Here is a 21,918-nt window from a genome sequence, read left to right as displayed (position 1 = left end):
GGTACTGCCGGTAGGATAGCCGGTCAGCGCGCCGCGTCGGCCCTCCGCACCGCATCCCACAGGCGCGGGTGGCTGCCGCGGCGCCGCTCGATGTGCGTGCCGTCACTTATATGTATCCGCACCGCGCCGTCCTGGGCCGTGTCGGCGGTGCCGGCGCCGGCCTCGGCCCAGCGCTGCATGACCCGCGGGTGCGGGTGGCCGAAGCGGTTGCCGTGGCCGGTGGAGGCGACCGCGAGCTGCGCCTGCGTTGCTGAGACAAACGCCGGATCGGAAGACTTGTCGCTGCCATGGTGGGCGACCAGCACCACATCGCTGCGCAGCTGCCGCGCCTGGTCGTGGACCAGCATGCGCTCGACGACCTCGCCGATGTCGCCGGCCAGCAGCGCTGAGCCGTGCGCGGATTGGATCCGCAGCACGCAGCTCGATTCGTTGCGCATGGCCGGGAAATGCAGGTCCGGGTGCAGGAAGCCGAAGCGCACGCCGTCGAACTCCCACTGCGTCCCGGCCACGCAGGGCGCGGCGCCCTCGACGCCGGCATCGCGCGCGGCGAACACCGGGCCGGTCTCGAAGCGCCGCAGCACCGCCGCCAGGCCGCCGGCGTGGTCGGCGTCGCCGTGGCTGACCACCACCGCGTCCAGCCGGCGCACGCCCAGCGCGCGCAGGGCCGGGGCCACCACGCGCTCGCCTGCGTCGAAACCCTCCGGTACCGCCGGCCCGGTGTCGTAGAGCACGGCATGGCCTGCGGTGCGGATCAGCACCGAGGTGCCCTGCCCCACGTCCAGCACCACCATCTCGAAGCCGCCCGGCGCGGGCAGGCGCCGGTCCGGCCACAGCAGCGGCAGCAACAGCAGCAGGGCCAGGGCCTTGCCCGGCACCCCGCGCGGGAGCAACAGCCAGAACGCGCCCAGCAGCGCCAGCGGCAGCGCGAACCAGCGCGCCTCGGGCAACCACCACAGCGCCAGGCGCGCCGATGCCAGCCATTCGAACAGCGGCCAGGACAGGTCGAAACACCAGGCCGCGAGCCGCCACGCCGGCCCGCCCCAGCCTGCGTGCAGCGCCTCCAGCCCGGTGCCGACCAGGGCCAGGGGCACGACGACGAGGCTCCACCAGGGAATCGCGACCAGATTGGCCAGCGGCCCGGCCAGCGAGGCCTGGCCGAACAGGATCGCGGTCAGCGGCAGCAGGCCGAGCGTGGCCACCCATTGCGCCGACAGGAAGCCGCGCAGCAGCGGCTGCGTATGCGCCCGCGGCAGGCACCACACCAACCAGGCGACGCCGGCAAAGCTGAGCCAGAAGCCCGCCGCCAGCACCGACAGCGGGTCGACCAGCAGCAGCGCGATCGCCGCCAGCGCCAGCGAATCGGCCACGCCCATCGGCCTGCGCCACAGCCTGGCCAGGACCACGACCGCGATCATCAGCACGGTGCGCACGGTGGGCAGGGCGAAACCGGCGACGGCGGCGTATCCGGCCGCACCGAGCAATGCACCGCAGGCAGCCGCCTGCGGTCGCGGCATCCGCCGCCCCAGCCCCGGCAGCAGCCACCAGACGCCGGCCACCACCAGCGCGAAGAAGCCGGCGACCAGGCCGACGTGGAAGCCGGAAATCGCGATCAGATGGGTCAGGCCGGTGGCGCGCAGGATTTCCCAGTCGACATCGGCCAGGCCGCGCGTGTCGCCCAGGGCGAGCGCCCGCACGAAGCGCGCGGAGGGACGCGCCAGCGAGTCATCGATGCGGCTCGCGATGCGGTCGCGCCAGCCGTCGATGCCGGCCGCCGCGCGCGTACGCTCCCAGGGGGCGGCCGATCGCACATAGCCGGTTGCGGCGAGCCGGCCCGCCAGCGCATGGCGCTCACCGTCGTACCAACCCGGATTGCGCAGGCCGCGCGGCGCGCGCAGGCGTGCGGTGAAGCGCCATCGGCTGCCTGGTTCCAGCTGCAGACGCGGCGCGTCGGCGCCGTCGCGGTCGTCGTACCAGGACAGCCTCAGCAGCTTGCCGCGCAGGGCTTCGTGCTGGCCGGCGTCACGGTCCACCCGGAACAGGAAGCGCGTGTGCCGGGGTTCGTGTTCGGGCAGTTGCACCACCCTGCCCTGGATCTCGAAGTCGCCGCGTTCCAGCGCCTGCGGCAACTGCTGCGCGAGCACCCAGGCGGCGTGCAGGCCAAACAGCGCGAATCCCAGCGCCAGCGCGCCAGCCGGTCGGCGCCAGTCGCCGAAGCGCCACCAGGCCCATGCGCCGAGGACGGCCAGCGGCACCAGCACGGGCAGCGGCGGCAGCGCAGGCAGGCGCGAGCATGCCAGCACGCCCAGCACGAGCATCGCGGCAATGGCCGGGCCGGACGGCGCCAGCGCAGGTTGATGGGTTGCTCGGCGACCATCCATGGCCTGTTCCGCGTCGATCAGGCCTGCAGTGTGGCCGGCCCTGGCTTGATGCGGCATCGGCAGCGATGGCGATGGGGCGTGGGATTAATCCCACGGCCGAACGATCCTGACTTCACCCCCACTTCATCGTCCTCCCATCGCCGCAACACGCTGCCACGACACGCTTGACCCATCGCAACAGCCACAAGGCGGGACCATGGGATCAGCAACGACGGCACGGTGGGACGTGGTGGTGGTCGGCGCCAGCTTCGCCGGCGCGGCCTGCGCGCTGGCCGCACGCCGGGCCGGGTTGCGCGTGTGCGTGCTCGAGCGCAAGCGCGACCCGGGCATGCGCCTGCACACCACCGGGATCATCGTGCGCGAAGCGGCCGAAGGCACGCCATTGGCCGCCATCCCCGCGCCGCTGGTGCGTCGCATCAATGGCGTGCGCCTGTACGCGCCGAGCCTGCGCAGCATGGCGCTGCAGCGACCCGGCTATTACTTCCTGGCCACCGATACGCCCGCGGTGATGCGCTGGCTGGCGGGCGAGCTGGAACGCGCCGGCGTCGAGCTGCGGCTGATGCAGTCGTTCACCGATGCGCAGCGCACGGCCGGCGGCTGGCAGGTGGCCGGCCTCGGCAGCTGCCGATGGCTGGTCGGTGCCGATGGCGCGAAGTCGCGGTTGGCGATGCGCGCGGGCCTGGCGCGCGTGCGCGAGTTCCTCTACGGGGTGGAGCACGAGTTCGACGGCGCCACGCTGGCCGAGCCCGACCGCCTGCACTGCTTCATCGACCGCAGGCTGGCGCCAGGCTACATCGGCTGGGCGGCGCAGAATCCGCGCGGCGTGCAGCTTGGCCTCGCGTTCCGCCATCGCGATGACCGGGCCGGCGTGCCCGACATCGCGGCGTTGCGCGCCCGCGTCGGCGAGCGGCTTGGCCTGGATCCCGGACTGTCGCCCACCGCAACCCGCGCCGGCCTGATTCCCTGTGGCGGGCCGGTGCGCCCGCTCGCCGCGCCCGGCGTGGTCCTGACCGGCGACGCCGCCGGCATCGTCTCGCCGGTCACCGCCGGCGGCATCCACTCGGCCTGGCGCCACGGCGAGGCGGTCGGCAACGCGATCGCCGCACACCTGCTCGATGGCGGACCCGACCCCGCGCTGGTCGCGGCGCGCGCGGCGCCACGCTTCCGCGCCAAGCGCGTTCTGCGCTGGGCCTTCGACCATTTGCAGCAGGACTGGCCTTTCGACCTGCTGCTCGGCACCGCGCCGCTGCGCTGGACGGCCGAACGCGTGTACTTCCATGCCCGCGATGATCGTGTATGAACGGCACGCACAGTACACGCGGCCAGGTCCCCAGCTGCGCCATGCGGCTGCTGATGCTGTTAGGCGGGCATGTCTGGCTGGCTTTCCACCTGACGATGACCATGAACCTGCTCGGCGTGATGTACCTGGTGTTCCCACCGCTGGCGCTGATCGCGCTCGGGGCGATACTGGAGCGGTTCGACGCTTTCGCGCTCGTCACCGGCGGGGTCTGGCTGCTGCTGTGCGGGCTCCTGGGCTGGACGTTCCGCCGTCGGCTGGCGGTCCTGCCCCTTTCCGCCTGGCTGCTGCTCGCACCGGTGCCGCTGGCCTGGTTGCCCCTGGGATCAGGCGAGATCGTCCGCGCGACCGCGATGCACGCCGCGTTGCGGCAGATGGGTGCTGATTGCCATGCGACGGCGAGCCTGATCGCGTCGCTGCACGACTCGGGTGCGCATGCGCGCTCCCCCCACGCCTGGATGATGGTCGATGGAGTGTCCTACCTCTGGAGCTATCGCAAGATACGTTTCCTTCCGGACACGCGCTCGGCTGCCAGAAGCTGCCCACCATCGCGGCCGCGCCGAGCCCGAACCGGTCAGCGCAGCTCGAATGCGTCCGCGTCCAGCATCGCCGGGAAGTGCGCGCGGTGCGCGGCCAGCTCGGCCGCCAGCAGCGTCGTGGTCACCACCACCTCGGCATCCGTGCACTCGCTGGCGGGATGGCCCAGGAAGTCGATCACCGCGCTGTCGCCCGAGTAGCTCAGGCCGCCGCCGTCGGTGCCCACGCGGTTGAGTCCGGCCACGTAGCACAGGTTCTCGATCGCGCGCGCGCGCAGCAGCGTCTTCCAGGCGTGCGCCCGCGCCGCCGGCCAGTTGGCGATGTAGATGAGCAGGTCGTAGTCCTGCGCGCCGGGGCGCTCGACGTCGTAGCGGTTGCGCGAATACACCGGGAAGCGCAGGTCGTAGCAGACCAGCGGGCAGATCCGCCAACCCTTCCACTCCACCGTCAGCCGCTCGCGCCCGGCGGCGTAGCGCTCGTGCTCGCCCGCGTAGCGGAACAGGTGGCGCTTGTCGTAGTGCGACAGCGCGCCATCGGGCGTGGCCCACAGCAGCCGGTTGAACACGTCATCGCCCACCCGCAGCTGCACGCTGCCGCAGACCGCGGCGTCAAGCTGCGCCGCCTGCGCGCGCATCCACTCGACGGTCGGGCCGTCCATCGTCTCGGCCTTGTCGATGGCCTCGTTCGAAAAACCGCTGGTGAAGGTCTCGGGCAGCAGCACCACGTCGGTGAAGCCGCGCAGCGGCGCGATCCGCTCGCCGTAGTAGTCGCGGTTGCCGGCCGGGTCGTGCCACAGGGTCGCGCCCTGGACCAGTGAAATGCGCAGGTTGTCCATGCACGCCAGCCTAGCCGATGTGGGGAATCCTGTGGATGGGTTGGAGCGCCGGGGTTGGGCGAAACCAACACGTCGGGGCCGCGCGGCTGCGTTGGGCGACGGAACGGCATATCGCAGCGCGAACTCGCGGCTGAAGCCGCTCCTACAGGTGCTGCAAGCGCTCGATCGCGGCGTCGAGGGTGGCCTCGTTCTTGGCGAAGCACAGGCGCGCCAGGCGCTGGCCCGTCGGCGGCGTCTCGTAGAACGGCGACAGCGGAATCGCGGCCACGCCTTTCTCCACGGTCAGCCAGCGGCAGAACGCCGCGTCGTCCAGGTCGCTGATCGCCGAATAATCGACCAGCTGGAAGTAGCCGCCCGGCACCGGCAGCGGGGCCAGGCGGGTGGTCGCCAGCTGCGCACGGAAGCGGTCGCGCTTGGCCTGGTAGAAGGCGCCCAACTGCTCGTAATGCTCCGGCTCGACCTCCAGCATCGCCGCAAACGCGTGCTGGGCCGGGGCGAAGGTGCAGAACACGTTGTACTGGTGGACCTTGCGGAACTCGGCGCTCAATGCCGGCGGCGCGATGCAGTAGCCGACCTTCCAGCCGGTGCAGTGGTAGGTCTTGCCGAAGCTCGACACCACGAAGGCGCGCTCGCGCAGCGCCGGCCAGCGCAGCACCGATTCATGGCGGACGCCGTCGAAGACGATGTGTTCGTACACCTCGTCCGAGAGCAGGAGGATGCCGGTCCCGTCCAGGATCGCCTCCAGCTCGCGCATATCGTCGGCCGAGAACATCGCCCCCGATGGATTGTGCGGGCTGTTGATCATCAGCATCCGCGTGCGCGGCGTGATCGCCTCGCGCACCCGCTGCCAGTCGGGCGCGAACGTCGCCGGGTCCAGCGGCACGTGCACGGCGCGGGCGCCGGCCAAGTCGATGGCAGGCTCATAGCAGTCGTAGCAGGGATCCAGCACGACCACCTCGTCGCCCGCGCGCACCACGGCGTGGATGGCGTTGAAGATCGCCTCGGTCGCGCCGCTGGTGACGGTGACCTCGGCATCCGCATCCGGGCGATGCCCGTACACGCGCGCGGTCTTCCCCACGATCGCCTGGCGCAGCGCGGCGACGCCGGTCATCGGCGCGTACTGGTTGTGGCCGGCGCGCATCGCGCGATCGAGTTCCTCGACCAGGCGCGCCGGCACGTCGAAATCGGGGAAGCCCTGGCCGAGGTTGACCGCACCGTGCTCCTGCGCCAGCTGCGACATCACGGTAAAGATGGTGGTGCCCACTTTCGGCAGCTTGCTCTGCAACATCGACATCCATCCACAACGCGATCGGGAAGCCCGGCAGTTTACGGGCCGGCTCTGATCGGTTAAACCTTGTGCCCGATGTCGATCCCCCAGGCCGATTCCGATGAGACGCGTCTCACGACGCTGCTGCGCGCCTACCTGGCCGCGGAGTATCGCTGGCAGCGCGACGGCGACTGGCATGACATCAACATCGGCCTGCCTACGCCGGGCCTGGACCTGGCGTATCCGCAGGCGCACTCGTTCGGCCTGATATCGGCCTGGAATCCGCTGTCGGTCGAGCGCAGCGCCGCGGAGAACCGCCAGGCCGACCAACTGCTGTGCGATGCGCTCGACGCCAGCGGCCATCCCTACCTGCCGGCCTTCTCCTCCGCGCGCAACCGCAGCTGGCGCGAGCCGGGCTGGCTGGTGATGGGCATGGACACGGCCGCCTACGACGCGCTGTCGCGCCACTTCGGCCAGCTCGGCGCACTGTGGTGGCGGATGGGCGCGCCGGTGCGACTGCGCATGGACGGGGGCCGCCCTGCCGAGCTGGACGAGGACGACCGCTTCGTCGACTGGCTAGTAGAATGAGCGCGATGGCCGGTCCGCGGCCAAAGCGCGCCTGATGCCCGAGACCACCACCGCCGCTGCGCCGTTGATCGACGTGCGCGGCCTGAGCTTCGACCGCAATGACCGCCCGGTGTTCGGCCCGCTCGACTTCCGGGTCGAGCGCGGCGAGGCGCTGCTGGTCCAGGGCGGCAACGGCGCCGGCAAGACCACCCTGCTGCGGGTGCTGGCCGGGCTGCTGGACGGCGAATGCGGCGTCGTGCGCCTGGCGGGGGCCCCGGCAGGTCCTGCGGCGCGCGCCGGACATATCGCCTACCTCGGCCACCTTCCCGGGCTGAAGGCGGATCTCTCGGCGCTGGAGAACCTCGACTACCTCTGCGGCCTGCTCGGCCGCCGGCCGACGCTCGAACTGGAGGAAGCGTTGGCCATCGTTGGCCTGGGCGGCTTCGAGGACGCAGCCGCGCGCACGCTTTCGGCCGGGCAGCGCAAGCGCCTGTCGCTGGCGCGGCTGTGGCTGTCGCCGGCGCCGCTGTGGCTGCTGGATGAGCCCTACGCCAACCTCGACCTGCCCGGCATCGAGCTGGTCAACCGCATGGTCCGTGCGCACCTGGACGAGGGCGGCGGCGCGCTGGTCACCACCCACGGCGCCTACGCCGCGCCACCGGTGCGCACGCGCCTGCTGGCGCTGGGTGCGGTGGTAGAGGCGGAGGCATGAGCATGTCGAGCGCCACGCCGACGCTGTTCTCGGCCGCACGCGCACTGGTCCTGCGCGACCTGCGCCTGCTCTGGCGCCGCCGTGGTGATGCGCTGCAGCCGGCGCTGTTCGCGATCCTGGTGGTGGTGCTGTTCGCGCTGGCGATGGGCAGCGAACGCGAGCTGCTGTCGCGCGCCGCGCCGGGCGTGCTGTGGGTGGCGGTGCTGCTGTCGGGCCTGCTGGCGCTGGACACGCTGTTCCGCGGCGACGCCGAGGACGGTTCGCTCGAACAATGGCGGCTGGCGCCGGTGCCGCTGGCCTGGCTGGTGCTGGTGCGGACCCTGATGCACTGGCTGACCACCGCCGCGCCGCTGCTGCTGGCGGTTCCGCTGCTGGCCGAACTGCTGTACCTGCCGCGCACGCTGTGGCCGGTGCTGTTGCTGGCGCTGGGGCTGGGCACGCCGCTGCTGAGCCTGCTGGGGGCGGTGGTGTCGGCCCTGACCGTGGGCATGCGCCGCGCGGGCGTCCTGCTGGCGCTGCTGGCGCTGCCGTTGTACGTGCCGGTGCTGGTGTTCGGTGCCGGCAGCGTGACGGCCGCGGCCCAAGGCCATGATCCGGCGGGCGGCCTGCTACTGCTGGGCGCCGGACTGCTGATGGCGCTGGTGCTGGCGCCGGTGGCGGCCGCGACGGCGATACGGATCGCGTCGCAGTAGGCGTGGCGGGACGGGGGCCGGTGTCCTGGGTGAGGTGCGCTTGCCGGGTCTCGGGTCTCGGGTCTCGGGTTTCGGCGCTTGGCGCTTGGCGGTCGCGGGCGGGGGCCATTGACGATCGCGGCTGAAGCCGCTCCTACAGCCGCTCCTACAGCCGCTCCTGCAGCCGCACGGGACCATGTAGGAGCGGCTTCAGCCGCGATTGCCGCTCAAGCTACGACGTCGCCCGTCGCGAGCCACGCTCTCCGCAAGCCCGCGCCGCACGACGCACCCCCCCGCCATGGGGCATCCTGTCCACCCCAAAAGCTTGGCCGCGCCGGTCGAGTCTGAAAAAATAGGCAGTTGGCCAGGATGGCGGCAGCCAGCCCCGTGCCCGGCCGCCGCCGCGGCCCCTCCCCCAGCGAGCACACAGCCCGATGTCCAAGATGAACCCGATGGTGCGCTGGTTCCACCAGCTCGGGTCACCCCCGTATTTCGACCGCTTCGCCGCGCGCTGGGCGCCGTGGGCGTTCGGGCTGGGCCTGGCGGTCATGGCGGTGGGCGCGTACCTGGGGTTGTTCGTGGTGCCGGCCGACTACCAGCAGGGCGACAGCTTCCGGATCCTCTACATCCACGTGCCGGCTGCGTGGATGAGCATGGCGATGTTCGCGCTGATGGCGTTGTACGGCGCCATCGCCCTGGTCTGGCGGATCAAGCTGTGCGAGATCCTGGCCATGGCCTGCGCGCCGATCGGCGCCGCCTTCACCTTCATCACCCTGGCCACCGGCAGCATCTGGGGCAAGCCGATGTGGGGCACTTGGTGGGACTGGGACCCGCGCCTGACCTCGCAGCTGGTGCTGCTGTTCCTGTACTTCGGCGTGATCGGCCTGTATGCCGCCATCGAGGACCGCCGCGCCGCCGCGCGCGCGGCCTCGCTGCTGGCGATCGTGGGCGTGGTGATGCTGCCGATCATCCGTTACTCGGTGGTGTGGTGGAACTCGCTGCACCAGGGCCAGACCATCCGCGTGTTCGGCGAGTCGTCGATGGACGCGAGCATGCTGCCGCCGCTGCTGTGGATGATCGTCGGCACCAAACTTTGGGCGGTCGGGTCGCTGCTGGCCCGCGCCCGCGCGGACAATCTGCAGCGCGAGGCCGGCAAGGACTGGGTGCGCCGCGCCGCCGGAGTCGCGCGATGAGTTACGCCGGATATGTCGTCGCGGCCTATGCCGTATTTGCCGCGGTACTGCTGTGGGATTTCGTTGCCCCGCGCATCCGCATCGCCCAGGTGTTGCGCGCCGTCCGCCTGCGGGCGCGCCGCGACACCGCCCGTGCGCAGACCAATGCGCAGGAGCTGAAACGATGAACCCCACCCGCCGCCGCCGCATCTGGTTCGTGGTCGCGCTGCTGGCCGCCGCCGCGCTGGCCGCGACCCTGGTCGCCTTCGCACTCCAGCGCAACATCGCCTACCTGTACACGCCCAACGAGATCCTGGGCGGCAGCGCCGGCGAAGCCGTGTCCTCGGGCGAGGCGCGCTTCCGCCTGGGCGGAATGGTCGAGACCGGCTCGTTCCGGCGCGACGAGGGCTCGCTGCGCACCCACTTCCGCGTGACCGATGGCGACGCGCAGCTGGACGTGGTCTACGACAAGATCCTGCCCGACCTGTTCCGCGAGGGCCAGGCGGTGGTCGCCACCGGGCGCATGGAAGGCGGCCGTTTCGTCGCCGAGGACGTGCTGGCCAAGCACGACGAGACCTACGTGCCGAAGGAAGTCGCCGACAAGATGGGCCTGGCGCACACCAGGCACAACGTCGAGACCGCGCCGCAGGCCGAGGCGGGGAACTGATGGCAGGTTGCGCATCCGCCGTGGTGTCACGGGCACCGTACTTGGCGCTGTCTTCGGCACTGTGCCGAGCGCCGTCACGCACCGCCTGTCATCTCGAACGCAGTGAGAGATCTGTTTCGGCGGACGCAAGATTTCTCACTGCGTTCGAAATGACAGGCCGGGTGTTCGAAATGTCAGCTGGGGCGCAGCGCTAGTGCTCCCCGAACTCGGTCAGGTCGCCCTCCTCCTCGCCCTGCTTGCGGCCGTGCTGCAGGCCGTGCTGCCGCTGGCGGGCGCCGCCGGTGACAGGCCCGCGTGGATGGCGGTCGCGCGCCCCGCTGCACTCGCCCAGCTCCTGCTGCTCGCCTTTGCCTACGTCGCGCTCACCGTGGCGTTCGTGCAGCAGGACTTCTCCGTCGCGTACGTGGCCAACAACTCCAATACCCTGCTGCCGCTGGTCTATCGCTACACCGCGGTCTGGGGCTCGCACGAGGGCTCGCTGCTGCTGTGGGTGCTGATGCTGGGCGTGTGGAACGCCGCCGTGGCGCTGTGGTCGCGCTCGCTGCCGCAGGTGGTGTCGGCCCGCGTGCTGGGCGTGATCGGCCTGGTCGCGATCGGCTTCCTGTCCTTCATGATCTTCACCTCCAACCCGTTCGCGCGCCTGCTGCCGGCGCCGCTGGAGGGCCACGACCTCAACCCGCTGCTGCAGGACCCGGGGATGATCATCCATCCCCCGATGCTGTACATCGGCTACATCGGCTTCGTGGTGCCGTTCGCGTTCGCGATCGCGGCCCTGCTCGAAGGCAAGGTCGATGCGCGCTGGCAGCGCTGGACGCGGCCCTGGACCAACGTGGCCTGGGGCTTCCTCACCATCGGCATCGCGCTGGGGTCGTGGTGGGCGTACTACGAACTGGGCTGGGGCGGCTGGTGGTTCTGGGACCCGGTCGAGAACGCCAGCTTCATGCCATGGCTGGCTGGCGCTGCGTTGATCCACTCGCAGGCGGTGACCGAGAAGCGCGGCAGCTTCGGCGGCTGGACGCTGTTGCTGGCGATCGCGACCTTCTCGCTGTCGCTGCTGGGAGCGTTCCTGGTGCGCTCGGGCGTGCTGACCAGCGTGCATTCGTTCGCCGCCGATCCCTCGCGCGGCCTGTTCATCCTGGTCTTCCTCGCCGCAGTCATCGGCGGCGCGCTGGTGCTGTACGTGCTGCGCGCGCCGCGCTTGCCGGAGGGGCGGCCGTTCGCGCCGTTCTCGCGCGAGACCCTGCTGCTGCTCAACAACCTGCTGCTCACCGCCGCCTGCGCGATGGTGTTGCTGGGCACGCTGTACCCGCTGCTGGCCGACGCGCTGGACCTGGGCAAGGTGTCGGTGGGCCCGCCCTACTTCGGCACCCTGTTCCTGCTGCTGATGGCGCCGCTGGTGCTGCTGGTCCCGTTCGGCCCGCTCACGCGCTGGCAGCAGGAGCAGGTATCCAAGCCGCTGGCGATGCTGTTGCCGTGGTTGGGGCTCGCGCTGGCATTGGGCGTGATCGCCTGGTTCATGGCGCCGCAGGGCCCGCTCAAGACCGCGGCCGGCGTGTTTGCCGCGGCCTGGGTGGGGCTGGGCACGCTGCGCTTCGTCTGGAGCCGGGTGCGGGCCAGCGGCCGCGCGTTCACCCCGGAAATGCTGGGCATGGTGCTGGGGCACCTGGGGCTCGCGGTGTTCGTGGCCGGCGCGCTGCTGGTCGAGGCGCAGCTTGTGCAGCGCGAGCTGGCGATGTCGCCCGGGCAGACCGTCGAGATCGGCCGCTACGCGTTCCGCTTCGATGGCGTCGAGCGCGTGCCCGGCCCGAACTACATGGCCGACCGCGGCCTGGTGCAGGTGCTGCGCGGCGACAAGCCGCTGGTCCTGCTGCACCCGGAAAAGCGCGCCTACGCCTCCGGCGGCCAGGTGATGACCGATGCCGGCATCCACGTCGGCGTGTTCGCCGACGTGTTCGTGGCGCTGGGCGAGCCGCTCGGCAACGGGGCATGGGCGGTGCGGCTGCAGATCAAGCCGCTGCTGCGCTGGATCTGGGCCGGCGCCTTCCTGATGGCGCTGGGCGGTTTCGTCACGGCTGCCGACAAGCGTTTCCGCAAGGTCACGGGTAGCGACCGCCGCCCAGCCGGCCCGAAGCCTGCAGGCGGCGAAGCACGCGCCGATGCGCGGGCGCCGTCGTCGCCCTTGGCCGGAGATGAAACCTGATGGCACGTCCCGCCACATTGTCCGCCGTGGTCATCGGCGTGGTGTTCGTCGGCCTGGTCGGCCTGCTGCTGTACGGCGTGCTGGTGTCCGACCGCGCCGACCGCGAAGCCCTGCCCTCGCCGCTGATCGGCAAGCCGGCGCCGGCGTTCGAACTGCCGATGCTGCACCAGCCTGGTCGCATGTTCTCGTCGCAGGAGCTGCGCGGCCAGCCCTACCTGCTCAACGTCTGGGGCAGCTGGTGCCCGGGCTGCCGCGTCGAGCACCCGGTGATCACGCGCTTCGCCGAGACCAGGCGCGTGCGCGTGGTCGGCTACAACTGGAAGGACGAGCACGTCGACGCGATGCGCTGGCTCGAACAGTTCGGCAATCCCTACTGGCTGGTGCTGGTGGACTACGACGGCCGCAAGGCGATCGACTGGGGCATCTACGGCGCGCCGGAGACCTTCCTGGTCGACGCCGAGGGCATCGTGCGCTGGAAGCACGTCGGCCCGGTGGACGACACGGTGATCGCCGAAAGCCTTGGTCCGGTACTCGACAGACTGGGGGTGGCGCCATGATCGCCGCCCTGCTGCGCCGTTGCAGCCTGCCTGCCGCCTGGCTGCTTGCGGCGCTGCTGCTTGCGCCCGGCATCGCCGCGGCGCAAGCCGTGCGCGATGCCGCGCCGCTGCAGTTCCAGGACGCCGCCGAGGAACGCCGATTCAACGGGCTGGTGTCGGAACTGCGCTGCGTGATGTGCCAGAACCAGTCGCTGGCCGATTCCAACGCCCAGATCGCCCACGACCTGCGCCGCGAGGTCTTCGACCTGATGCGCAGCGGCCGCAGCGACGACGAGATCCGCAGCTTCCTGGTCGAGCGCTACGGCGAGTTCGTGCTGTACCGCCCGCGCTTCAGCGGCCACACCGCCCTGCTGTGGCTGGCGCCGGGGCTGCTGCTGGTGGTGGGCGGCCTGGTGGTGGTGCGCATCGTGCGTGCGCGCGGCAAGCGGCCGCTGCCGGTCGAAGAGGAGCAGGAGTGGTGAGCGTGACCTTGCTGTATGTCGTGCTGGTCGTGGCCGCGCTGGCAGTGGCGGCGCTCATTGCCGCGCCGCTGCGGCGTGGCGCGCCACGCCTGTTCGGCGCGATCGTGCTGCTGGTGCCGGTGATGGCCTTTGCGCTGTACCGGATCGTCGGCACGCCAGTGGCGCTCGATGCTGAAGCGGCCGCCGTCGCCGCCGATCGCGCCGCGCCCACCATGGAAGAAGCCATCGCCGAACTCGAGGCCGCGCTGCAGCGCGACCCCGCGCAGCCGGAAGGCTGGCGCCTGCTTGCCCGCGCCTACGCCGCACAGGGCCAACAGGTGAAGGCGCGCGACGCATTCATGAGCGCGTTGGAGCAGATCACGGACGATCCGGACCTGCTGATCGAAGCCGCACAGGCCCGCGCCCAGGCCGCGCCGGGCAACCAGTTCGACGACGAAGCGCTGGCACAGCTGCGCCGCGCCCTGGCGCTGGATCCGGCCAACCAGCGCGCCCAGTGGTTCATCGGCGTGGTCCAGCGCCAGCGTGGCGAGGACGCGGCGGCCGTCGCCACCTGGGAATCACTGCTGCCCGCGCTCGATGCCGAGACCGCCGCCGCACTGCGCACGCAGATCAACGAGGCGCGTGCGGTGGCGGGGATGCCTGCGCTGCCTGCGGCGACACCGGCAACCGCACCGACGTCGTCCGTCGTGCCCGACGGCGCAACTGCCGCGACTGCGGGCGCGGTGCGCGTCCGTGTCTCGCTCGATCCGGACTTCGCCGCCCGCGTGCGCCTGCGCGGCGACGCGACCGTTTTCGTCATCGCCCGCGCCGCCGGCGGCCCGCCGATGCCGGTCGCGGTCGAGCGCCACAGCCTGCAGGATCTGCCGCTCGACATCGTGCTCGACGACGCCGACAGCCTGATGCCCACCTCCAAGCTGTCTTCGCTGACCGAGATCGAACTCGTCGCCCGCATCTCCGCCACCGGCAGCGCCAACCGCGCCGAAGGCGACCTCGAATCGGCAGCGGCAACCGTGAAGCTGCCGGCGGATGCGCCTGTCGATCTGGTGATCGGCGCACCGGCCCGCTGAGTGCGGGCCGCGCATCGCCCCTGCTTGGCCGCCGCGGGCCACCCAACCGCTCCGCCCTCGGTCAAAGCGCGATCCCGTTAGAATTCCCGGATGACCGAGTTCATCCCACCCGCCACACGCTGGATCGACCTGCCCTCGACGTTCCCGATGAAGCGCGGCGGCGCGCTGCACGGTGCGCGCGTCGCCTATGAAACCTGGGGCACGCTCAACGAGGAGCGCGACAACACGATCCTGATCGTCACCGGCCTCTCGCCGGATGCGCACGCCGCCTCAAGCGAGGCGGATCCAGCGCCGGGCTGGTGGGAAGCCATGCTTGGCCCGGGCAAGCCGATCGACACGGACCGCTGGTTCGTGGTCTGCGTCAACTCGCTGGGCAGCTGCAAGGGCTCGACCGGGCCGGCGTCGGTGGATCCCGCGACCGGCGCGCTGTATCGCCTGTCATTTCCCGACGTGTCGATCGAGGACATCGCCGATGGCGCGGCGCACGTGGTGCGCGCCCTGCGCATCGAGCAGTTGGCCTGCGTGATCGGCAACTCCATGGGCGGGATGACTGCGCTTGCGTTCCTGCAGCGGCATCCGGGCCTTGCCCGCACGCATATCAACGTGTCCGGCAGTGCGCGCGCGCTTCCGTTCTCGATCGCGGCGCGCTCGCTGCAGCGCGAGGCGATCCGCCTCGATCCGAACTGGAACAACGGCGAGTACGACGAGGCGACCTACCCCGAGTCGGGCATGCGCATCGCGCGCAAGCTGGGCGTGATCACCTACCGCTCGGCGCTGGAATGGGACGGGCGCTTCGGCCGCGTGCGGCTCGATTCGGAGCAGGCCGACGACGACCCCTTCGGCCTGGAATTCCAGGTCGAGAGCTATCTCGAAGGCCACGCGCGCCGCTTCGTGCGGCGCTACGACCCCAACAGCTACCTCTACCTCAGCCGCTGCATGGACTGGTTCGACCTGGCCGAATACGCGGGCGGCGACGTGATGGCCGCACTGGCCGGGCTCCGCGTCGAGCGCGCCCTGTCGATCGGTGCGCGCACCGACATCCTGTTCCCGGTCGAGCAGCAGGAGGAGATCGCCGACGGCCTGGCCCGCGGCGGCGCCGATGCGCACTTCGTCGGGCTGGAATCGCCGCAGGGCCACGACGCCTTCCTGGTCGACATGGGCCGCTTCGGGCCGGCGGTGGGCGGCTTCCTGCAGGGACTCTGAGGCGCTGCGGCCCGGTCCCGGGCCCGCCTTGAATTGTTTCAGCCGGTACGGTCTAGAATGCGGCCATGGCTTCCGACGCCCCGACCGGCATCCCCTTCCAGGGTCGAGACCGCTTTGTTGCGGCCGTCGACGCGGCCGTGCGCAGCGGCGACAGGCACGCGGTGACCGCCCGCCTGCGCAGCGTGCTGTGCGAACTGATCCGCGACCCCGCCGTGCGCCTGCCCGACTGCGTGCACGACAGGATCGACGACCACTACGCCCGCCGCGAGCTCTACCGCAGCCCCGCCCTTGGCTACAGCGTGATCGCCATGACCTGGGGCCCCGACCAGGGCACGCCGATTCACGACCACTGCGGTTTGTGGTGCGTGGAAGGCGTCTGGCACGGCGAGCTGGAGATCACCCAGTACGAACTGCTCGAGACCGACGGCGAACGCTGCCGCTTCCGCGCCGCCGGTGGCATGCATGCCGGCCCGGGCAGCGCCGGCAGCCTCATCCCGCCGCACGAGTACCACACCATCCGCAACGGAAGCGACGCCGCCATCGCGGTGACGGTACACATCTACCAGGGCCAGATGGATCACTGCTGCCGGTTCGAACCCGAGCAGGGCGAATGGTACCGGCGCGTGCCGGCGACGCTTTCGGTCGATCGCGCGGCGTAACCGCACTGCGCTACGCTTCGGCGCCACGTTGTCGAAGGACACCGCCCGATGCTGCCCGACTTCCTGCTTGCCAGCCTGCACCACCTGCTGTTCTTCGGCCTGATCGCCATGCTCGCGCTGCAGTCGGCCCTGCTCTCGCGACCGATCGACGCGGCCGCAATGAAGCGGCTGGCCGGCATCGACCGTGGCTACGGCCTCACCGCCGTCCTGCTGCTGTTTGCCGGCGGCGCGCGCCTGTTCTTCGGGGTCAAGGGCAGCGCGTACTACCTGCAGAACCCCTGGTTCCACGCCAAGATCGGCGTGTTCGTGCTGGTCGCCGCGCTCTCGCTGTGGCCCACCCTCGCCTTCCTGCGCTGGCGCATCCAGCTGCGCGCGGACGCCGCATGGCTGCCCGCCCCCGCACAGGTCGCGCGCCTGCGCACCATCGTGCGCATCGAGTTCGCCCTGATCGCCGTAATCCTGATCCTCGCCGCCGCCATGGCCCGCCACGGGGGACTGTCGTTCTGATGCGGGACCGGGCAACTGATTCGCTATACTGCGCCCCCGCGCCGGAGTGGCGGAATCGGTAGACGCAGCGGACTCAAAATCCGCCGCCCTTAAAAGCGTGTGGGTTCGAGTCCCACCTCCGGCACCAGATCCAAGGCGAAGGGCTTGACCGTGAGGTCAGGCCCTTTGTGTTGATGCGGCTGCTGGCTTGCGGCTTGCTATGGCGCGGTGGCAATGACCTGGCCGCACAAGCTGGATGCATTGGCCTGCACCCCGCGCGGAGGGATGGCTCCTCTCGGGAAGCTAGAAGTAAACCTGGCCCCGTTAATCGCGGCCCCGTTAATCGCGTGCCTCGCCGGTCTTGGCAGCCTTGCGCTGCCGGATTTCCTGAAGGGTCATTGCAATAATCCGGGTTGCTGGGAACGTTGCCGGGTGGATGAATTACGCGCGCGCGCGCGTTTCTCAAAACAGTCCCCGATTTCTCTACTGGCGGTTATCCGCTAGTGTTGGTGCTTCTGGAGGTAGGAATCCAGTTGCGCAGTTCTCAGCGGGGTTGCCATGAACGATAGTGCAGTGTTTGCCGGTCTGTCGGGCCTCAAGCTTGACGGTGAATTCTTCGACCTAGGCCAAGGGGTAACCGTACGGAGTGTTTACTCACACGTGATGGCTCCATTTCTAATAGCTCTGACCAAAGCCGAGCCAGGCAAGCATCACCCCGGCCCTTGGAAGAACATTGATGGCGGACTCCAGTACGAATTGACGGCGGAGTTGTGTGTTCCGGAGAGAACGCCACGCGACCATGAAGCGACATTGCGTACAGCTAAAACAGTGGTTTTCCTGCTACGCCTTGGCATAGATCCAGCCGTAACCGCGCCGGTGTTCTCTACTCATTCCTTTGCTGACCCATCTGGTGTTCTAGAAGCATCTACTCGGATACTGCCCTACGAGATATTGCCTAGGTTCCTCCAGCTGCAGGGGCCCGAAGCTTTTTTGAACACTGAAACGGCTCGCTGGGTTACTGACAACTGGCAGACAGTCGAGCGTCTTTCTAAAGACTCAGCTGAATTCTCCCTGGCGCGTGAAGCAATCGACCAAGGGCAGTTCGTAGAGAATCAAGCCCTAGCTCTAATATCTCTTTGGTCCGCATTGGAGGCTTTGTTCTCGCCGTCGCAGACGGAGCTTCGGTTTCGCGTCTCATCGCTCATGGCAACTTTTCTTGAGCCTGCTGGCAATTCACGGCTCCAGCTACAAAAGCGGTTGGCAGTACTTTACGACAAGCGATCCGCAGCCGCGCACGGAAAGCCAAAGCATCAGCAGCAGGATCTAGTGGACACCTTCAACGTCTTGCGGGATGTCCTGTTAAAGATCATTGAGCGCGGTAGCGTTCCCTCTAAGGACTCATTGGAAGCGGCAATGTTCGGCGTTTAACGTGGGACACTCATGGGACATTGACACCCGAAATTGACAGCATTTCCCAGTACCGGACAACAGTTAAGCCATTGATCCCATTGGCGCCAGCACTAGCCAACAATGCCTAGTTGGGACTCAAAATCCGCCGCCCTTAAAGGCGTGTGGGTTCGAGTCCCACCTCCGGCAACAGTGAAAAAACAAGGGCTTAGCTGCGAGGCTAGGCCCTTGCTCTTTGGGGTGCCGACCCGTGTACGGGTTGTGTACGAAATCTGCGCCTAGCCGAATAGTTGCCGAAATGGCAGCAGCGCGCCTACTCTTTCTGCTGCTGGCAAGTAGCCCAAACGCCGGCTACTCTCGACGTGCGCGTACACGTGCAGGGGATTATCAAACGTGACAAGGGCCAAGCCGATTCGCTTGGGATTGGGGATGTTCACTGGCGTACCGATACCAGAAGGCCCGCACTCCGAGATCGAGCGCAGAACAAGGAAATCAAAAGTGGCAGCTAAGAAAGCAACGAAGAAGGCGTCCAAGGGAGCAGCCACTAAGAAGGCAAATGCCGCGAAGGCTCCCGCTAAGCCGCGTGGTGGCGCTGCTCTCAAACGCCCTTATCCGATCTACACAGTCAAGGAGGCCCTCCGGGTCGCTCAGGCAATCAAAGAATTCAACGGCGGGAATCCTTGGACACCCTCGGATGTCGCTACTGCCCTAAATATGGGCATGTCAAACAACTTCTTCTATCTCACCGCCGCATCGCGCGACTATGGGTTAACGGAGGGGACGCGAGATACCGCAACTATCTCAATCGCTGCTCTTGGGACAGAAATCCTGTACGCGTCAAACGCGGAAGCAGAACAAAACAAGAAGATTGAGGCATTCCGTCGCATCCCGATTTTCGACAAGGTTCTTGAGCACTACAAAGGCTCCTCGCTACCGGAGATGAAGTATCTCGGAAACACGCTGGAGCGCGAGTTTCAATTAGCGCCAAAATTTCACGAAGATTTCTCTAAATTATTCCGCGAGAACTGCAACGAGCTCGGAATCACAGGTGGTTCTGTAGATTTCGGAACATTGAATGCACCGGAAGGGGAAAGGCCTCCTACGGTGATACTAGGCGCACCGAAAGGAACGAAGGGAACGAAGGGAACGAAGGGAACCTTCAAGGCATTCATCATCATGCCATTCACTGAGCGCAACCCAGAGCGACCTCAGGGTTTCTTTACTGAGGTCCTGCGGAGTTTGCTGACACCAGCCGGGATTGATGCGGGCTTTATCGTAGAAACCGCGAATCGCCAAGGAAGCGATGTCATTCAGTCCACGATTATCAATGAGCTTTTGGAAGCTGACTTAGTAATCGCTGATTTGACTGACCACAACCCAAACGTCTTGTTTGAGCTGGGTGTTCGGATGGCACAAGACAAACCCGTCGCTCTCGTTAAGGCGTCTGATACTGGGCGAATCTTCGATATCGACAACATGCTACGCGTTTACGAATACAGCCCTAATCTTTGGCACTCGACCATCGAATCTGATCTACCGAAGATTGCGGAACACGTTAAAGCCGCGTGGGATAATAGAGACACGACGCAAACTTACATGCGGCTCCTCAGAAAAGGCGCTGCATGAAAATTGGGGTTGGCCAAACCGCCCGGTCGACCAGCCCGCCGCCCCATCATAAGCGGCACCTTGCAGGCTGCGCTCCCATGCCCTGGCAACGCAGCCCACGCAGTTCTGTTGCGGGGATATTGAGGTCAGGTTAACTTCCTCCGAGTGGCAAGCCGTCCGATCCAACGGATGACGGTGGGTCGGCCCATTTCCTCGACGGGCGAATGGGGCCTCAGATGTGCCCAGACATATCTGCTGGCGGCGTAACGTTCTTGCCTCGACTGGGCAAGGGGTGCTCGTGCGGATCGTGACGATCCTGATCCTGGGCTGCGGGCTCTATGGCGCTTCCCAGCTGTGGTCCGACAGGGGGCGCGACCGTCGCGAGGGGCGTAGCAAGCCAGTCCGGTCCGGTGGCGGACGATTGCGGGTCGCGCGCAATTGATCCCTGGTTGCGCGCAAGCGCTTTTTGCTTGCGCGCAACCCGGCGCTGCTTGCGATCGGGCGCAGGGCGTGTCGCCCACGACCGCATTCCGCTCGCGCGCGAGCCGGTTTCGCTTGCGCGCAAGCCGGATTCTCCTCGCGGCCGGCGCTCCGAGGCTTGCGCCCGGTGCGAAACCACCCAGCCGCAGTCCACGAACGGCCTGTCACAGCACGGCCGCAGCACCGCACTTGCTGGCCAGCCCTGGACAGGCGGCGCATCATTCCCCCATGAGCATCCTCGACACCCTCAAGTGGCTCGCGCGCGATCTGTCGAAGGTGCAGGACGTGATCGTGCCCGAGCATGGCGAGCGCAAGGACAAGCGCTATACCTCGACGCCGGACCAGTTGGTCGGGGTGGAGGTGTTGCCGGAGTACGAATTCATCCTGGAGGCGCTGCGGGCCGGCTGCCCTGCCCTGTTCGTGACCGGCAAGGCGGGGACGGGCAAGTCGACGCTGATCCACTGGCTGCGCAGCCAGCTCGATTCCTGTGCGGTGGTGGCGCCTACGGCGGTCGCGGCCGCGGCGGTCCAGGGCGACACCATCCATTCGTTCTTCGGCCTGCCGCCGCGGCTGATCGATCCGGAAGAGAAGCACCCGGTCAGCGCCAAGGTGCGGCTGGTGCTGGAGAACGTGAAGTGCCTGATCGTCGACGAGGTGTCGATGGTGTTGCCGAACATGGTCGACACCATGAGCAACATCCTGCGCAGCGCCCGCGGCAACGAGCTGCCCTTCGGTGGGGTGCCGGTGATCTTCGTCGGCGACTTGCTGCAGCTGCCGCCGGTGGTGGGGACGCCCGAGGAGGTGGTGTACTTCTCGCACCGCTACCAGACGCGCTATTTCTTCTCGGCCGACATCTTCCGCGAGCAGCCGATCGTGCCGATGGTGCTGGCCAAGGTGCGGCGCCAGGCGGACGGGGAATTCATCGAGGCGCTCAACCGCATCCGCCTGAACGACGATTGCCGCGAGGCGGTCGCGCTGTTCAACCGCACCTGCTATCGCGACCGCGCGGCCGATGCAACGGTCGGCACGTATCTGGTGCCGACCAACCAGAGCGCGCGCAGCATCAACATGCGCGAGCTCGACCAGTTGCCCGGCGAAGTGCAGCTGTACGAGGCGCGCGTGGGCGGCACGGTGGCGGCCAACAAGTGGAAGCTGCCGGTGCCCGACAGGCTGGAGCTGAAGGTCGGCGCCAAGGTGATCTTCCTGAAGAACCGCAAGCCCGAATGGATCAACGGCGACCTGGCGACCGTGGTCGGGATGGAGGACGACCACATTCGCGTGCGCAAGGACGAGACCGAGAACGTGCTGCTGGTCGGGCGCGAGACCTGGCACAAGTACAAGTATTCCTACGACTACCAGACGCGGCGGGTGGAGGCTGAGGTGGTGGGGAGCTTCGAGCAGTTTCCGCTGGCGCTGGGCTGGGCGATGACGATCCACAAATCGCAGGGGCTGAGCCTGGACGCGCTGACCCTCAACCTGGGCGATGGCGGCGCGTTCGCCGAGGGCCAGACCTATGTGGCGCTGTCGCGGGCGCGGACGCTGGAGGGGATCACCCTGGCGCGGCCGATTTCGATGCGTGACGTGCGCACCGATCCGGTGGTGGTGGCGTTCTATCGGGAGCTGGGGATCGATCGGTAGTTGCGGAGGTGCGGTCGTTGCCGCTGTACGCATTGCCGGAATCACGGCGTGC

General features: G+C 68.4%; 20 protein-coding genes and 1 tRNA gene. 18 read left to right on the top strand and 3 right to left on the bottom strand.

Translation table 11 applies throughout. The annotated features are described in order from the left end of the window. Positions 1-23: 23 nt before the first annotated feature. The gene (locus ACW5EG_RS07895; RefSeq protein WP_457021221.1) at positions 24-2,378 is read right to left on the bottom strand and encodes a DNA internalization-related competence protein ComEC/Rec2; all 2,355 of its coding nucleotides are present in this window, start codon (positions 2,376-2,378) and stop codon (positions 24-26) included. A gap of 196 nt (positions 2,379-2,574) precedes the next feature. Between ACW5EG_RS07895 and ACW5EG_RS07890 the strand changes: the two genes are divergently transcribed. Further along, entirely contained in the window at positions 2,575-3,678 is a 1,104-nt protein-coding gene (locus ACW5EG_RS07890) for an NAD(P)/FAD-dependent oxidoreductase (protein WP_457018245.1), read from the top strand. Positions 3,679-4,249: 571 nt separating this feature from the next. Here the strand turns inward: ACW5EG_RS07890 and ACW5EG_RS07885 are convergent. Both ACW5EG_RS07885 and ACW5EG_RS07880 read right to left on the bottom strand, forming a co-directional pair. Next, positions 4,250-5,047, bottom strand: coding sequence for an amidohydrolase (locus ACW5EG_RS07885; protein WP_457018244.1), 798 nt, complete (start codon positions 5,045-5,047; stop codon positions 4,250-4,252). 142 nt (positions 5,048-5,189) lie between these two features. Beyond that, positions 5,190-6,335 (bottom strand): pyridoxal phosphate-dependent aminotransferase, encoded by a 1,146-nt coding sequence (locus ACW5EG_RS07880; RefSeq protein WP_457021220.1) that lies wholly within the window; start codon positions 6,333-6,335, stop codon positions 5,190-5,192. 75 nt (positions 6,336-6,410) lie between these two features. Between ACW5EG_RS07880 and ACW5EG_RS07875 the strand changes: the two genes are divergently transcribed. The 17 genes from ACW5EG_RS07875 (at position 6,411) to ACW5EG_RS07795 (ending at position 21,866) form a co-directional block, all read left to right on the top strand. Beyond that, the gene (locus tag ACW5EG_RS07875; RefSeq protein ID WP_457018242.1) at positions 6,411-6,902 is read left to right on the top strand and encodes a DUF3293 domain-containing protein; all 492 of its coding nucleotides are present in this window, start codon (positions 6,411-6,413) and stop codon (positions 6,900-6,902) included. A 34-nt stretch (positions 6,903-6,936) separates the two neighbouring features. Beyond that, on the top strand, positions 6,937-7,593 hold the full coding sequence (gene ccmA / locus ACW5EG_RS07870) for a heme ABC exporter ATP-binding protein CcmA (protein ID WP_457021219.1): 657 nt from the start codon (positions 6,937-6,939) through the stop codon (positions 7,591-7,593). Beyond that, the gene (ccmB, locus tag ACW5EG_RS07865; protein ID WP_457018240.1) at positions 7,590-8,285 is read left to right on the top strand and encodes a heme exporter protein CcmB; all 696 of its coding nucleotides are present in this window, start codon (positions 7,590-7,592) and stop codon (positions 8,283-8,285) included. Before ccmA ends, ccmB begins: the two co-directional genes overlap by 4 nt. Positions 8,286-8,707: 422 nt before the next feature. Beyond that, positions 8,708-9,457, top strand: coding sequence for a heme ABC transporter permease CcmC (gene ccmC / locus ACW5EG_RS07860; protein WP_457018434.1), 750 nt, complete (start codon positions 8,708-8,710; stop codon positions 9,455-9,457). Beyond that, positions 9,454-9,624: a heme exporter protein CcmD gene (ccmD, locus tag ACW5EG_RS07855; protein WP_457021218.1), complete on the top strand. Its 171-nt coding sequence runs from the start codon at positions 9,454-9,456 to the stop codon at positions 9,622-9,624. The genes ccmC and ccmD overlap by 4 nt, the downstream gene beginning before the upstream one ends. Continuing rightward, complete coding sequence (ccmE, locus tag ACW5EG_RS07850; protein WP_457021217.1) at positions 9,621-10,103, top strand: cytochrome c maturation protein CcmE; 483 nt, start codon at positions 9,621-9,623, stop codon at positions 10,101-10,103. The genes ccmD and ccmE overlap by 4 nt, the downstream gene beginning before the upstream one ends. A 193-nt stretch (positions 10,104-10,296) precedes the next feature. Next, positions 10,297-12,303 (top strand): heme lyase CcmF/NrfE family subunit, encoded by a 2,007-nt coding sequence (locus ACW5EG_RS07845; RefSeq protein ID WP_457021216.1) that lies wholly within the window; start codon positions 10,297-10,299, stop codon positions 12,301-12,303. After that, positions 12,303-12,860: a DsbE family thiol:disulfide interchange protein gene (locus ACW5EG_RS07840; protein WP_457018236.1), complete on the top strand. Its 558-nt coding sequence runs from the start codon at positions 12,303-12,305 to the stop codon at positions 12,858-12,860. The genes ACW5EG_RS07845 and ACW5EG_RS07840 overlap by 1 nt, the downstream gene beginning before the upstream one ends. 26 nt (positions 12,861-12,886) lie before the next feature. Continuing rightward, positions 12,887-13,321: a cytochrome c-type biogenesis protein gene (locus ACW5EG_RS07835; RefSeq protein ID WP_457018433.1), complete on the top strand. Its 435-nt coding sequence runs from the start codon at positions 12,887-12,889 to the stop codon at positions 13,319-13,321. Continuing rightward, positions 13,318-14,388, top strand: coding sequence for a tetratricopeptide repeat protein (locus tag ACW5EG_RS07830; RefSeq protein ID WP_457021215.1), 1,071 nt, complete (start codon positions 13,318-13,320; stop codon positions 14,386-14,388). The genes ACW5EG_RS07835 and ACW5EG_RS07830 overlap by 4 nt, the downstream gene beginning before the upstream one ends. Positions 14,389-14,478: 90 nt before the next feature. Beyond that, the gene (gene metX, locus ACW5EG_RS07825) at positions 14,479-15,591 is read left to right on the top strand and encodes a homoserine O-acetyltransferase MetX (RefSeq protein WP_457021214.1); all 1,113 of its coding nucleotides are present in this window, start codon (positions 14,479-14,481) and stop codon (positions 15,589-15,591) included. Between the two features lie 65 nt (positions 15,592-15,656). Next, the gene (locus ACW5EG_RS07820) at positions 15,657-16,250 is read left to right on the top strand and encodes a cysteine dioxygenase (RefSeq protein ID WP_457021213.1); all 594 of its coding nucleotides are present in this window, start codon (positions 15,657-15,659) and stop codon (positions 16,248-16,250) included. A 48-nt stretch (positions 16,251-16,298) separates the two neighbouring features. Further along, on the top strand, positions 16,299-16,757 hold the full coding sequence (locus ACW5EG_RS07815) for a DUF2214 family protein (protein WP_457021212.1): 459 nt from the start codon (positions 16,299-16,301) through the stop codon (positions 16,755-16,757). 40 nt (positions 16,758-16,797) lie between these two features. After that, a tRNA-Leu gene (locus ACW5EG_RS07810) sits at positions 16,798-16,884 on the top strand. Between the two features lie 410 nt (positions 16,885-17,294). Continuing rightward, the gene (locus ACW5EG_RS07805) at positions 17,295-18,164 is read left to right on the top strand and encodes a hypothetical protein (protein WP_457021211.1); all 870 of its coding nucleotides are present in this window, start codon (positions 17,295-17,297) and stop codon (positions 18,162-18,164) included. A gap of 372 nt (positions 18,165-18,536) precedes the next feature. Further along, complete coding sequence (locus ACW5EG_RS07800; RefSeq protein WP_457021210.1) at positions 18,537-19,769, top strand: hypothetical protein; 1,233 nt, start codon at positions 18,537-18,539, stop codon at positions 19,767-19,769. Positions 19,770-20,456: 687 nt separating this feature from the next. Next, positions 20,457-21,866 (top strand): ATP-dependent DNA helicase, encoded by a 1,410-nt coding sequence (locus tag ACW5EG_RS07795; RefSeq protein WP_457021209.1) that lies wholly within the window; start codon positions 20,457-20,459, stop codon positions 21,864-21,866. Positions 21,867-21,918 lie beyond the last annotated feature (52 nt).

It is taken from the genome of Luteimonas sp. A611 (assembly GCF_054072715.1).
The sequence above is the reverse complement of the archived record's forward strand: the minus strand, read 5'-3'. Positions and strand labels throughout refer to the sequence as shown.

What these genes read in the sequence shown, in the direction of transcription:
- ACW5EG_RS07895 (WP_457021221.1), bottom strand. Translation starts at nt 2,378, where the DNA reads ATGGATGGTCGCCGAGCAACCCATCAACCTGCGCTGGCGCCGTCCGGC.
- ACW5EG_RS07890 (WP_457018245.1), top strand. Translation starts at nt 2,575, where the DNA reads ATGGGATCAGCAACGACGGCACGGTGGGACGTGGTGGTGGTCGGCGCC.
- ACW5EG_RS07885 (WP_457018244.1), bottom strand. Translation starts at nt 5,047, where the DNA reads ATGGACAACCTGCGCATTTCACTGGTCCAGGGCGCGACCCTGTGGCAC.
- ACW5EG_RS07880 (WP_457021220.1), bottom strand. Translation starts at nt 6,335, where the DNA reads ATGTTGCAGAGCAAGCTGCCGAAAGTGGGCACCACCATCTTTACCGTG.
- ACW5EG_RS07875 (WP_457018242.1), top strand. Translation starts at nt 6,411, where the DNA reads ATGTCGATCCCCCAGGCCGATTCCGATGAGACGCGTCTCACGACGCTG.
- ccmA (WP_457021219.1), top strand. Translation starts at nt 6,937, where the DNA reads ATGCCCGAGACCACCACCGCCGCTGCGCCGTTGATCGACGTGCGCGGC.
- ccmB (WP_457018240.1), top strand. Translation starts at nt 7,590, where the DNA reads ATGAGCATGTCGAGCGCCACGCCGACGCTGTTCTCGGCCGCACGCGCA.
- ccmC (WP_457018434.1), top strand. Translation starts at nt 8,708, where the DNA reads ATGAACCCGATGGTGCGCTGGTTCCACCAGCTCGGGTCACCCCCGTAT.
- ccmD (WP_457021218.1), top strand. Translation starts at nt 9,454, where the DNA reads ATGAGTTACGCCGGATATGTCGTCGCGGCCTATGCCGTATTTGCCGCG.
- ccmE (WP_457021217.1), top strand. Translation starts at nt 9,621, where the DNA reads ATGAACCCCACCCGCCGCCGCCGCATCTGGTTCGTGGTCGCGCTGCTG.
- ACW5EG_RS07840 (WP_457018236.1), top strand. Translation starts at nt 12,303, where the DNA reads ATGGCACGTCCCGCCACATTGTCCGCCGTGGTCATCGGCGTGGTGTTC.
- metX (WP_457021214.1), top strand. Translation starts at nt 14,479, where the DNA reads ATGACCGAGTTCATCCCACCCGCCACACGCTGGATCGACCTGCCCTCG.
- ACW5EG_RS07820 (WP_457021213.1), top strand. Translation starts at nt 15,657, where the DNA reads ATGGCTTCCGACGCCCCGACCGGCATCCCCTTCCAGGGTCGAGACCGC.
- ACW5EG_RS07815 (WP_457021212.1), top strand. Translation starts at nt 16,299, where the DNA reads ATGCTGCCCGACTTCCTGCTTGCCAGCCTGCACCACCTGCTGTTCTTC.
- ACW5EG_RS07805 (WP_457021211.1), top strand. Translation starts at nt 17,295, where the DNA reads ATGAACGATAGTGCAGTGTTTGCCGGTCTGTCGGGCCTCAAGCTTGAC.
- ACW5EG_RS07795 (WP_457021209.1), top strand. Translation starts at nt 20,457, where the DNA reads ATGAGCATCCTCGACACCCTCAAGTGGCTCGCGCGCGATCTGTCGAAG.